This window comes from Paraburkholderia sp. XV (genome assembly GCF_020177535.1).
In the GTDB taxonomy this organism is placed as follows: domain Bacteria; phylum Pseudomonadota; class Gammaproteobacteria; order Burkholderiales; family Burkholderiaceae; genus Paraburkholderia; species Paraburkholderia caribensis.
The window spans coordinates 1-12,827 of sequence record NZ_JAGUUD010000103.1 but is presented as its reverse complement, the minus strand read 5'-3'; the positions used below and the strand labels follow the sequence as shown (position 1 = coordinate 12,827).

At 64.3% G+C, this 12,827-nt stretch carries 9 protein-coding genes; 7 read left to right on the top strand and 2 right to left on the bottom strand.

All coding sequences use genetic code 11. The features are described from left to right. Positions 1-16: 16 nt before the first annotated feature. The gene (locus KFO72_RS32890) at positions 17-1,201 is read left to right on the top strand and encodes a cystathionine beta-lyase (RefSeq protein WP_225033854.1); all 1,185 of its coding nucleotides are present in this window, start codon (positions 17-19) and stop codon (positions 1,199-1,201) included. A gap of 108 nt (positions 1,202-1,309) precedes the next feature. On the opposite strand, the gene serB is transcribed toward KFO72_RS32890, so the two are convergent. Further along, on the bottom strand, positions 1,310-2,149 hold the full coding sequence (serB, locus tag KFO72_RS32885; RefSeq protein ID WP_225033849.1) for a phosphoserine phosphatase SerB: 840 nt from the start codon (positions 2,147-2,149) through the stop codon (positions 1,310-1,312). Positions 2,150-2,541: 392 nt separating this feature from the next. On the opposite strand from serB, the gene KFO72_RS32880 reads away from it, so the two are divergent. The 5 genes from KFO72_RS32880 (at position 2,542) to KFO72_RS32860 (ending at position 10,400) form a co-directional block, all read left to right on the top strand. Continuing rightward, positions 2,542-4,527 (top strand): glycoside hydrolase family 28 protein, encoded by a 1,986-nt coding sequence (locus KFO72_RS32880; RefSeq protein WP_225033848.1) that lies wholly within the window; start codon positions 2,542-2,544, stop codon positions 4,525-4,527. 137 nt (positions 4,528-4,664) lie between these two features. Then, the gene (locus KFO72_RS32875; RefSeq protein WP_225033847.1) at positions 4,665-5,909 is read left to right on the top strand and encodes a cytochrome P450; all 1,245 of its coding nucleotides are present in this window, start codon (positions 4,665-4,667) and stop codon (positions 5,907-5,909) included. A 202-nt stretch (positions 5,910-6,111) separates the two neighbouring features. Next, positions 6,112-7,098, top strand: a complete 987-nt coding sequence (locus KFO72_RS32870) for a Ku protein (protein ID WP_054930431.1) — start codon at positions 6,112-6,114, stop codon at positions 7,096-7,098. Between the two features lie 51 nt (positions 7,099-7,149). Beyond that, positions 7,150-10,017, top strand: coding sequence for a DNA ligase D (ligD, locus tag KFO72_RS32865; RefSeq protein WP_225033846.1), 2,868 nt, complete (start codon positions 7,150-7,152; stop codon positions 10,015-10,017). A 71-nt stretch (positions 10,018-10,088) separates the two neighbouring features. Next, positions 10,089-10,400 (top strand): hypothetical protein, encoded by a 312-nt coding sequence (locus KFO72_RS32860; protein ID WP_054930436.1) that lies wholly within the window; start codon positions 10,089-10,091, stop codon positions 10,398-10,400. 38 nt (positions 10,401-10,438) lie between these two features. Here KFO72_RS32860 and KFO72_RS32855 read toward each other — a convergent pair whose 3' ends face one another. Then, on the bottom strand, positions 10,439-11,410 hold the full coding sequence (locus KFO72_RS32855) for a LysR family transcriptional regulator (RefSeq protein WP_225033845.1): 972 nt from the start codon (positions 11,408-11,410) through the stop codon (positions 10,439-10,441). Positions 11,411-11,575: 165 nt separating this feature from the next. Here KFO72_RS32855 and KFO72_RS32850 point away from each other — a divergent pair, with 165 nt between their 5' ends. Next, positions 11,576-12,592, top strand: a complete 1,017-nt coding sequence (locus tag KFO72_RS32850) for a zinc-binding alcohol dehydrogenase family protein (RefSeq protein WP_062915388.1) — start codon at positions 11,576-11,578, stop codon at positions 12,590-12,592. The last annotated feature ends 235 nt before the right edge of the window (positions 12,593-12,827 follow it).

Here is a 12,827-nt window from a genome sequence, read left to right as displayed (position 1 = left end):
CCAACTTTCCTTGACCATGACTCAAAAGACTCCAAAGCACGGTTTGCAGACCCGCATCGTCCAGCCGAACGATCAGCTGACGCCCGGCTGGGAATCGTTCTCGGTGCCCGTGGCGCGCGCCTCGACGGTCGTTTTCCCGGACCTCGCGGCGATGCGCGCGCTCGACTGGCGCAACGACGCGCAATGGCGCTACGGCCTGCACGCAACGCCGACCTCGATCGCGCTCGCGCAGCGCCTTGCCGCGCTCGAAGGCGGCAGCCACGCGCTGTTGCAGCCATCCGGCCTGTCGTCGATCTCGAACGTGTATTTCGGCCTCGTGAAATCGGGCGACGACGTGCTGATCCCCGACAACGTCTATTCGCCGAATCGCGATCACGCCGAGTGGCTCGCGAAGGACTTCGGCATCACCGCGCGCTACTACGATCCGATGATCGGCGCGGGCATTGCCGACCTGATCCAGCCGAACACGAAGCTGATCTGGCTCGAAGCGCCCGGCTCGGTGACGATGGAAGTGTCCGACATTCCCGCCATAACGGCCGTGGCCCGCGCGCGCGGCGTCGTCACGGCAATCGACAACACGTGGTCGGCGGGTCTCTCGTTCCGTCCGTTCGATCACGGCGTCGACATTTCGATGCAGGCGCTCACGAAGTACCAGTCCGGCGGCAGCGACGTGCTGATGGGCGCGACGATCACCGTCGATCGCGATCTGCATCTGAAGCTGAAGCTGGCGCGCATGCGCATGGGCATTGGCGTGTCGGCGGACGATTGCTCGCTGATCCTGCGCAGCCTGCCGTCGATGAAAGTGCGTTTCGAGCAGCATGATAAAAGCGCGCTCGAGCTCGCGAAGTGGCTGAAGACGCGTCCGGAAATCGCCGTGGTGCTGCATCCGGCGCTGCCCGATTGTCCTGGTCATGAATTCTACAAACGCGATTTCACGGGAGCGGGCGGTCTGTTCTCGGTCGTGTTCGACGCACGCTACACGCCGGAACAGATCGACCGGTTTTGCGAATCGCTGGAACTGTTCTCGCTGGGTTGGAGTTGGGGCGGCGCGCAAAGCCTGGCGATGCCGTACGACGTCGCGTCGATGCGCACCGAATCGCAATGGCCGCATCGCGGCACGCTGGTGCGCTTCTACGTCGGTCTTGAAGAAGAAGCGGATCTGCGCGCGGATATCGAGCGATGCCTCGCCGCGTTGGGTTGAACCCGTCGCGCGTGACGTGCGTGTAGCGTTTCGTCGAGTCAGAAGCAAAAAGGCCCGCTCGGTTTCGAGCGGGCCTTTTTTATGTTCCTATGAAGCGAACGCGCCGGCTCAGAAAAGCCGCAGCAATCCGTCCAGTCCGACGTGATTGAACGCGACGCTCGCCGCTTCGCGCACAACCGGCTTCGCACGGAACGCGACGGACAGGCCAGCCGCCGCCATCATTTTCAGATCGTTTGAACCATCGCCCATCGCGATCGCGCGGGCCGGCTCGATGCCGAGCTTGTCGCAAGCTTCGCGCAGCGTGCGCGCCTTCACGTCGGCGTTGACGATCTCGCCGAGCACGCGGCCCGTCAGCTTGCCGTCGACGATTTCCAGCGTATTGGCGCGCGTGAAGTCGAGAGCGAGCCGCGCTTGCAGCTTGTCGGTGAAGAACGTAAAGCCGCCCGACACCAGCAGCGTCTTCATGCCCGCGGCCTTCGCGCCCGCCAGCATCTTTGCCGCGCCCGGCGACAGTTGCAGGCGCTCTTCGTAAACCTTTTCGAGTGCGCTCGCGTCCAGCCCTTTCAGCAACGCGACGCGGCGCGTCAGGCTTTCGTTGAAGTCCTTGATCTCACCGCGCATCGACGCTTCCGTGATTGCCGCCACTTCCGCCTTCAGCCCGCAGAAATCCGCGATTTCATCGATGCACTCGATCGTAATCAGCGTCGAATCCATGTCCATGGCGACGAGGCCGAAGTCGGTCAAACGTTGGCCTGGTTCGACAAACGCGTAGTCGAGCGCATGCGTTGCGCAGTAGACGTCGAGGTCGGCGCGCTGCGCGAGGTCGGCGGTTTCGATGCGCACCGCGCACGGATCGATCACGGTGAGATTCGAGCCGCGCGACAGCGCGATGAGTGGCTTGTGATGCTCGGCGGCAAGCGGGCTGAGGCTTTGGATGACGAGATTCATGTCGACGCGGGAAAGGGACAGCAGCAAGAAGGCACGGGAAACGCCCATTGTAACGGTTCCGTGCAATGCGGCCGCGCAGGCGAGGGCGGTGAGTCTTGCGGATGGTATCGACGCGCGGTGCGTTCCAGGTTCACGGACGCGATCGTCGTGATCAAGGCTATCTCATAAATATGCTGCCAATAACACTTGGTACTACGGAATGAATTGTCGAACCAAGCGGGGTTTACCACATGGTTTTTTATTGATTCGGATCGCTAATATTCTCTGTGTTGTTTGACAACACCTCGAAAAAATCAATGGCTTGTCAGATGACGGGCGAGCGTGATGCGCTCGTCGGAACGCTGCAGACGCGATTGCACGACTTAGCAAACTCCAGGGAAGACAGAGCGATCATGGGCACTCACATCGAACATCTTGCATCGACGCCAACACGACCCGCGCGGGCGGCCGCAGCGGCGTGGCTTGCGTCGTTGTCGACGGCGCTGGTTCTCACGGCCTGCGGAGGCGGGTCGGGCCCGGGCGCATCGGCCGTATCGGGCGCATCGGGCGCATCGGGCGTGTCGGGGGGCAACGTGGTCAACAACGCTGCCGCTGCGCCCGCTGCTGCTTCCAGCGCAAGCGACGCCAGCGCTCCGACAGGCGATCAGCCGGCCTCGGATGCCACGCCCGCCTCCGACGCCACACCCGCCAGCGACACGCCCGCGCCGGGCTTCCAGGTCGGCACGACGACCTTCGACGTCGCGCTGCCGCCGGAACCGACCTTGCCGACATCGTCGCAAATCTGTCAGACGCTGCCCGCGACGCTGACAGCGCAGGCGAACGGCCTGCTGCCCGATAGCGCCGACGCCGCCAGCACCGCCCCCGACACCACGCGTATCCAGGCCGCGCTGACGGCATGCACGAATGCCGCGAGCACGGGCCTTTCGACGAACAAGGTCGTGCGTCTGACGTCCGGCGCGAACGGGGCGAACGCGTTCCTGTCCGGCCCGCTGAACCTGCCGAGCGGCGTCACGTTGTGGATCGACAAACGCGTGACCCTGTTCGCGTCGCGCGATCCGCGCCAGTTCGACAAGACCCAGGGCACGGCGAGCTGCGGCCTCATCACTGCCAGCGACAACGGCTGCAACGCGCTGATCACGGCCGCCAGGACGAGCAACAGTGCGGTGGTCGGCGACGGCACGATCGACGGGCGTGGCGGCAGCCAGCTGGTCAGCAGCGTGCGCGACGATCCCAATCTGCTCAAGCGCGCCGATGGCTCCGCGATGAGCTGGTGGGACATCGGTTATGAGGCGAACGTCGTGCAGAACAAGTCGCAGAACAACCCGCGCCTCATCCAGATCAACAACGGCAGCAATTTCACGCTGTATCGCGTGACGCTGCAGAACGCGCCGAAGTTTCACGTCGTGCCGAGCGGCGTGCAAGGTTTCACTGCGTGGGGCGTCAAGATCTACACGCCGACGGCGGCCTACGAGGCAATGAACAACTACAAGGGCGTGCCGTACAGCACCGTCAATGCAAAGAACACCGACGGCATCGACCCCGCGAGCTCGGGCGCGATCACCAGCAATCCAGGCAACCCGGGCAAGCTCACGGGCGACGCTAGCAACATGCTCATCGCGTACACATCGATCCGCACGGGCGATGACAACATGGCGATCAAAGGCGGCACCGCGCCCGTCAACGGCCGCATCTACAACATCACGGTCGCGCACAGCCGCTTTTACGAAGGGCATGGGATGTCGATCGGCAGTGAATCGGCGGGGTCGGACAACGGGGTGGCCAATGCGGACGTCACGCCCGTGGGCGGCGTGTACCCGAGCGTGAGCAACGTGAACGTCTACGACCTGAGCATCGACGGTGCGGACAACGGCTTGCGCATCAAGTCCGACTGGAGCCGCGGCGGACTCGTCTCGAACATCCGGTATTCGAACGTGTGCATTCGCACGGGCAACCAGACGTCGAACCCGCAGGCGCTGATCTTCTCGCCGTACTACAGTCCCACGAAGAGCCTCGGACTGTATCCGAACCTGCAAGGCATCGTGCTCGACGGCATACGCATCGTCAACGCGTCGAACTACACGTTCCAGGGCTTCAATTCGACCAGTCCGGTTCTGCTCGGATCGGGCTGGTCGGCGGGAACGGCTGGATTCCCGAGTCCGGCCGTGGTCAATCCGTTGCTGATCTCGCTGAACAACGTCGTGGCGGATGCCGCGCCGCTCAGCATGACCGTTGCGGACGCACAGTTCTCGATTGGCGAAGGCGGCACGACGCTGCCGTTGCGGGCAGGCAGCAGCGTGACATTGACGCAGGCGGCGGGCGCGCAGGCGTCGCCCGTCGATTGCAGCAAGGCGTTCGTGCCATTCCCGGCGAAGTCGTGACATGACGTGGCGGGCGTGACGCGCATCGGCGTCTCGCTCCGCCACGAGCGGTAAGCAACACGGCGCCGGCATGGTTCATACTGAGGGCTCGAAACGTTTCAGCCGCGCTCGCGGCGAAGATCAAAAAGGAGACACCCATGACCCCGTCCAACGCGACGTCGAACGATGCCGACATCGCGCGCCGGTTCGATTTGCGACACCTCGACACGTCGTTTCACGCGGACCCGTACCCCGTCTATCACGCGCTGCGCACGCACGAGCCCGTCAAGCGCATGCCGGACGGCTCGCTTTTTCTCACGCGCTATCGCGACGTGCAGGCCGTCTATCGCGATCCGAAGACCTTCAGCTCCGACAAGAAAGTCGAGTTCGCGCCGAAGTACGGCGCCACGCCGCTCTTCGAGCATCACACAACGAGCCTCGTCTTCAACGATCCGCCGCTGCATACGCGCGTGCGCAGGCTGATCGCGGGCGCGTTGACGGCGCGCGCGATTGCCGCGATGGAGGACGGGCTGGTGCGTCTCGTCGACGGCTTGCTCGACCGCGCTGCCGGGCGCGGCGAGATCGATCTGATCGGCGACTTCGCGGCGGCAATTCCCGTCGAGGTGATCGGCAATCTGCTCGACGTGCCGCACGACGAACGCGAGCCGTTGCGCGACTGGTCGCTTGCGATTCTCGGCGCGCTCGAACCTTCGCTCACGCCGGCGCAGCACGAGCGCGGTAATCGCGCGGTGACGGAGTTCGTCGCGTATCTGAAGGATCTCGTCGCGCGACGCCGGGCTGCGCCCGGCGATCCGCAGCACGACGTGCTCACCCGCCTGATCCAGGGCGAACAGGGTGAGGGCGGCGGCGAGCAGTTGTCCGAAGTCGAACTGCTGCAAAACTGCATCTTCATCCTGAACGCGGGCCACGAAACGACGACCAACCTGATCGGCAACGGCCTCGTCACGCTGAGCGTCTGGACGGAAGAGCGCGACGCGTTGCTGCGCGAGCCGGCGCTGATCGAAAGCGCCGTCGAGGAATGCCTGCGCTTCGAGAGCTCGAACCAGCTCGGCAATCGCATGACGATGATCGATACGGAGATCGGCGGTGTGCCCGCGGCTGCGGGCACACCTGTCACGCTGTGCATCGGCGCGGCGAACCGCGATCCCGAGCAGTTCGCGCAGCCGGACCGCTTCGACATCCGCCGCGCGCCGAACCGGCATCTCGCGTTCGGCTTCGGCATTCATCAGTGCGCGGGACTGTCGCTTGCGCGCCTCGAAGCGCGCATCGCCATTGGACGCTTCGTACGGCGCTTTCCTGCATATCGAATCAGCGGCGAGCCGACGCGCGGCGGACGCGTGCGCTTTCGTGGCTATGCGGCCGTGCCGTGCGCCGTCGAGTGAAATCTGCGGACCGATAGCGCGGACCTGAAGCAGTGTGCCCGTAGCCGTAGCTTTTTCCGCCTCTGAGGCAAGACTTACAGCGGGATGACGTCGCGCGGCCGCGACCGTCTCTCGCGGGCATGCCAGGGCGTGGTTAGCGGCCCGCATCGGCGCTGGGCACGCTTGCTGCTTGGTACGGAGTTCAACTTCCCGGGAGCGCGCGATGGCTCATATGATCTGGAAAGGCGCGATCAGCTTCGGTCTCGTCCATGTGCCGGTGCAACTGTATCCGGCGATCAAGTCCGAAAAGGTCGGCTTCAATCTGCTCGACAAGCGGACGATCGATCCCGTCGGCTATCGGCAGATCAACAAGCGCACGGGCAAGGAAGTGACGCGCGAGAACATCGTGCGCGGCTTCGAGTACGAGAAAGACCGGTACGTCGTGCTGACCGACGAGGAAATTCGCGCGGCGAATCCCGAGTCGACCCAGACCGTCGATATTCTCGCGTTCGTCGATGCACCCGATATCCCGTTTCTTTATCTCGACACCCCGTACTACCTCACGCCCGACCGCAAGGGCGAGAAGGTGTACGCGTTGCTGCGCGATGCGATGAAGGCGACCGGCAAGATCGGCGTGGCGAATGTCGTAATGCACAACAAGCAGCATCTGGCCGCGCTGATTCCCGTCGGACCGATGCTCGCGCTGAATACGCTGCGCTGGGCCTCGGAAGTGCGTCCATTCGACGAATTCAAGGTGCCCGACGAAAACGCGAAGAAGACAGGCGTGACGGCGCGCGAACTCGACATGGCGAAAAAACTGATCGCCGACATGAGCGACACATGGGACCCGTCCGAATACAAGGACACGTTCCGCGACGACATCCTCGCGCTGGTCGACAAGAAGGTGCAGGCCGGCAAGACCGAAGAGGTGATGGATATCGAAACGCCTCGCGAAGCGCCGCGGTCGGCGGATATTCTCGACTTGTCCGATCTGCTCAAGCGCAGCCTCGGACGCGGCGGCAAAGGCAAGCCCGCCACGCGTGCAGCGGCCAGCGACGACACGGACGACGAGGAAGCGGCTCCCGCAAAACGCCGCGCGCCCGCGAAGAAGGCGGCGCGCCGCACGACGGGGACCGTGGCGAAGACAAGCGCGGGGACCACCGCGCGCAAGAGCACCAGCACGGCTGCGCGCAAGCGCCGCGCCGCCTGAACACGGATCGCGCCGCTGGAGACGTCTCGCGGCGCAAAGAGCACAGCGATCATGGCCGACAAGCTCGATACCTATCAGCGCAAGCGCCGCTTCGATAAGACGCCGGAGCCGTCGGGGACTGCTGCGCGCGCGAAGCGTGCGAAGGGTGCGAAGGGTGCAAGCACAGCCGCAAGAAACACCGCGAAGCCGCACAGCTTGTCGTTCGTGATTCAGGAACACGACGCGCGACGCCTGCATTACGACTTCCGTCTCGAACTCGACGGCACGCTCAAATCCTGGGCCGTGCCGAAAGGGCCGAGCCTCGATCCGTCCGTCAAGCGGCTTGCCGTGCATGTCGAAGATCATCCGCTCGAATACGGTACGTTCGAAGGTTCGATCCCCGAAGGCAACTACGGCGCAGGCTCGGTGATCGTATGGGATCGCGGCACATGGGAACCGGCGGGCGGCGAAGCGGGCGCGCGTGACGCGTATCAGGCAGGCAAGCTCAAATTCCACCTGAACGGCGAGAAGCTGCACGGCGGCTGGACGCTGGTGCGCAGCCACATGCGCGGCAGCGGCGACAAGGAGCAGTGGCTGCTCATCAAGGAACGTGACGACGCTGCGCGCAGCGAAGCCGATTTCGACGTGCTCGACGAGCGGCAGGGCAGTGTGCTCTCGGATGCGCCGGGGGCGCGCGGCGGCACGAACGGCAAACGCGTCTCCAGCAAGCCCGCCGCTGACCAGCCGAAGAGCAGAGCGGAACGCGCCAACGCATCGGTCAAGGCGACGAAGGCGGCGGCATTGCGCAAGGCCAGGGGCACCCCCGCCGACCGCCCCGACATCGTCGCGACGCGCAACGCGGAATCGCTGCGCGAACTGGCCGGTCATCCGTCGATAGAAGGCGCCGTCGAGGCGAAGCTCCCGTCGGCGCTCAAGCCGCAACTGGCGACGCTCGTCGACAGCGCGCCCACCGGCGACCATTGGGTCTACGAGATCAAGTTCGACGGTTATCGCGTGCTGGCGCGCATCGATCACGACTCGAAGGATGCCGTGAAAATTTTCACGCGCGCAGGCAACGACTGGACCACGAAGTTCAGCAAGCAGGTCAAGGCGATCGCGCGCATCGGCGTGGACCGCGCGTGGCTCGACGGCGAGGCCGTCGTGCTCGACAGCAACGGCGTGCCGAGCTTCCAGGCGCTGCAAAACGCCTTCGACGCGCACCGGCCGCAGGACATCACCTTGTATCTGTTCGACCTGCCGTATCTGAACGGCTATGACCTGCGCGGCGTGCCGCTCGAACAGCGTCGCGCGATCCTGCGCGCGCTGCTCGATACCGTCGACGACGACACGCTGCGCTTTTCCGAAGACTTCGGCTTCGACGCGGGCCAGTTGCTGAAGAGTGCATGCGATATGCAGCTCGAAGGCATCATCGGCAAGCGGCGCGACAGCCATTACGTGTCGGGCCGCTCGCCTGCGTGGATCAAGCTCAAATGCCGGCGCCGTCAGGAATTCGTGATCGGCGGTTATTCGGAACCGGCGGGCAGCCGCGAGGCATTCGGCGCGCTGCTGCTGGGCGTCTACGACACGAAGGGCAAGTTGCAATACGCGGGGCGCGTCGGCACGGGTTTCGACGCGGCCAGACTGCGCTCGATCAAGAAGGCACTGGACGCACGCGAAACGCAGAAGATGCCGTTTGCCAGCGAGCCGCGCGAACGAAGCCGCACGCCTGTGCATTGGGTGAAGCCGGAACTCGTCGCCGAATGCAATTTTGCGGAATGGACGAGTGACGGCATCGTGCGGCAGGCGTCGTTTGTCGGCTTGCGCGACGACAAGCCCGCCAGGCAGATCGTCCACGAAGCGCCAGACAAAGGAGCCGACGTGCAACAGATGACGGAAGAGACAAGCGCCGCTCAGGCGAAGACGTCGACGGCGAAAAAGCGCGCGTCGAAGACCGCGGATGTCGAGCCGACGCCCGCCACGAAGCGTGCGAAGACGAGCGGCGCGGCATCGCGAGACAAGGCGGTGGCGAAATCGACCGGCAAGGCCGCCACCGTGACGGTGTCCGGCGTGCGTATCTCGCACCCCGACCGCGTGATCGACAGGAGCACGGGCGCGCGCAAGATCGAGCTAGTTGAATACTACGCGTCGGTTGCGTCGTGGATGCTGCCGTTTCTGAAGGATCGGCCGGTCGCGCTCGTGCGCGCGCCGGAGGACATCGGCGGCGAGCTGTTCTTCCAGAAGCACAGCCAGAAGCTCGCGATTCCCAACATCACGCAGCATCCGGGGCTGGACCCGGACCATCCGCCGCTGCTGACCATCGAAAGCGAAGCGGCGCTGGTGGGCGCTGCGCAGATGGGCACGATCGAACTGCATACGTGGAACGCGGTGGCCGCGAATATCGAGAAACCCGACCGCATGGTGTTCGATCTCGACCCGGACCCCGCGCTCGGCTGGGAGCGGATGATCGAAGCGGCCCAGCTTACGCGCGAACTGCTCGCAGAACTCGGCCTCGCGTCGTTTTGCAAGACGAGCGGCGGCAAGGGACTGCACGTCGTCGTGCCGATCGTAAAGCAGCTCGGCTGGGACGAGGTGAAGGCGTTCACGCAAGCCGTCGCGCAGCACATGGCGACGGCGCTGCCGAAGCACTTTGCCGCGAAGATGGGTGCGCAGAATCGCAAGGGCAAGATTTTTGTCGACTATCTGCGCAACAACCGTGGCTCGAGCACCGTCTGTGCGTATTCGCTGCGCGCGCGGCCGGGGCTGGGCGTGTCGGTGCCGCTCGCATGGGACGAAGTGCCCGGTACGACGGCGGGCGATCAATGGAACATCGCGAATTTGCACGAGCGGCTCGACGCGCTGAAAAGCGACCCGTGGGCCGACTACGCGAAGACGAAGCAGCGCATCACGGCCGCCATGCGGCGCAGGCTGGAGCGCGATTGACGGCTGCTGGCCGCGAAGCGGCAACGCACGAGACGCATCGGCGTCATCGTGAGCACATCAGGGAGAGGACCATGAAGACATCGCAACAACACGCGACGGGCGACGATCACGAAGCGCAGAGTGCGCGCCCTGCAGGAAACGATCAGTCCAACGTGCCGAAGCGGCCGTTCGACGAGCAGGCTGCGCCGTTGCCGCATGAAGCAGATCAGAGCACGGATTCGCAGCAGGAGCATGAGCCGCGCGGCGTCGGCAAGCAGGCGCATCGCGATCTGGAGCGAGGACTTGAAGATACCGACCGGCGCGGCGGCGACGAGTATCAGGAACGCACGCAAAACGATGCGCACGCCAACGAGAATTCCGGCGAAACAGGCAAGCGCCGCTGACCCGCAAACCGACGTACGCGCAACGGCCCGTCACACGATCACGATCGCGTGCCTTGACTCGCGTCGCGGTCGAGTTCGATGTCCCAGTAGGGCGGATCGCCGAAATGCGCGGCGAGGAAGTCGATGAACGCGACCGTTTTCGGCGGCACGAAGGCGCGCGACGGATAGACCGCCCAGATCGCGACCGTTTCTCCGAGCGGATACGCGTCGAGCACCGTCACCAGTTCGCCGCTGCGCAGATACGGCGCGACATCCCACGTCGATTTCAAGGCGATGCCGAATCCCGCCAGCAAGGCGTCGCGGATGACTTCGCCGTTATCCGTCGCGAGGCGCCCGCCGACGCGCACGGTCATCGGGCCCGCTGGCGTGACGAACGACCAGTCGCGCTGATCGGCGAGGATCACGCATTCGTGCTGCGCGAGATCGGACGGATGATGCGGCGCGCCGTGCCTCGCCAGATAGGACGGCGCGCAGCAGATCACACGGCGGTTTGCTGCGAGCCGCCGGGCGATGAGCGTCGAATCCTTCAGCGCGCCCAGCCGGATGCCGACGTCGACGCCCGCATCGACGAGATCGACGATCGTGTCGGTCAGCCGCAGATCGACGCTCACGCCCGGGTAGCGCCGCAGAAACTGCGTAATCACAGGCGACACGTGCTGTCGTCCGAACGACGACGGCATCGACACGCGCAGCCGTCCCTGCGGCTCGGCCTGGCCGCGCCCAACCGACGCGCGCGCGGCGGCGGCCGCGTCGAGCAGCGTCTCGGCGCGCGTCATGAAGACTTCGCCTTCCTGCGTGAGACTGACGCGGCGCGTGGTCCGGTGCAGCAGGCGCGCGCCCAGCAGCCGTTCGAGACTGGCGATGCGCGCGCTCGCGACGGCGGGCGACAGCCCGAACTCGCGTCCCGCTGCCGAGACGTTGGCGAGCAGCGCGGCGCGCACGAACAGCGCGACGTCGAGCAGATCGAGGCGGTCGCGTTCATCGGTTGACGGCTGGGGAGTCGTGTTCATTGATTATTCGGAAATTCCAGAAGATGTTTCAGTCATTACGTTGGTTTTCGAAGCGTAAAGAATTTCTTACAGTTGAGTCAACGCGATCGGCGCGGTGTCTCGGATGAGTTGCCCGCCGTTGTCGTCGAAATCTTCGAAAAACGTCACACGAATCAAGGAGCCGTCATGAAAGCCGTTGGCCTGACCCGTTATCTCCCTATCGACAATCCCGAGTCGCTTATCGACATCGAGCTCGACAAGCCGCAGCCGGCCGGCCACGACTTGCTCGTGAAGGTGGAGGCGATTTCCGTGAACCCGGTGGATACCAAGGTGCGCGCGCCGAAGGAGACGGTCGAGACGCGGCCGCGCGTGCTTGGCTGGGATGCGGCGGGCACAGTCGAAGCCGTCGGGCCGGAGGTGACGCTGTTCAAGGTGGGCGACCCGGTGTTTTACGCGGGCAGCATTACGCGGCCGGGCGCGAACAGCGAGTTTCATCTCGTCGATGAGCGCATTGTCGGCCGCAAGCCGGCGACGCTGGATTTCACGCATGCGGCCGCGTTGCCGTTGACGGCGATCACGGCGTGGGAAGCGCTGTTCGACCGGCTTGGCGTATCGCCGCAGGGCGCGGATGCGGGCAAGTCGGTGTTGATTATCGGCGGCGCGGGCGGGGTGGGCTCGATCGGGATTCAGCTTGCGAAGCAACTGGCGAAGCTGACTGTTATCGCGACTGCGTCGCGGCCGGAATCGGCGAAATGGGCGAAGGAGTTGGGCGCGGATCATATCGTCGATCATTTTGGCGATATGCCGGCGCAGTTGAAGCAGATCGGTTTTGAGCAGGTCGACTATGTGTTGATGTTCAACGACACCGATCGGCATTTTCCGGCGGCTGCTGCAGTGATCAAGCCGCAGGGTGGGATTGCGACGATTGTCGAGAATGCGAGGCCTGTGCCCGTCGAGCTTCTGAAGGCGAAGAGCGCCGCGTTTCATTGGGAGTTCATGTTCACGCGGTCGATGTTCGGGACGCCCGATATGATCGAGCAGCATAAGCTTCTGACTGAGGTGGCGCGGTTGATCGATGCCGGGACTTTGCGCACGACGGTGGGTGAGGATCTTGGCAAGATCAATGCGGGGAATTTGCGGCGCGCGCATCAGTTGCTGGAAGAGGGGCGGGCGATTGGGAAGCTTGTGTTGAGTGGGTTTTGATTTTTTTGGTTTTGATGTTGGTGCGGGGGTGCTTTGTCTGCGACGCGGGGGCGATGGCGATTTTGCGGTGTGGGCGTACGTGATTTGCTTTTGCTTTTGCTTTTGCTTTTGCTTTGCGCTGGCATCCGCGATTTGTTTTGCCTGCGTTATGTGTCGTTGTTCGGTGTTTTTGGCCTTTGTGCTGGCATCCGCGTTACGTTAGCTCGCTTCAGGCGTCGCCCCTGTGCGGGGCGGC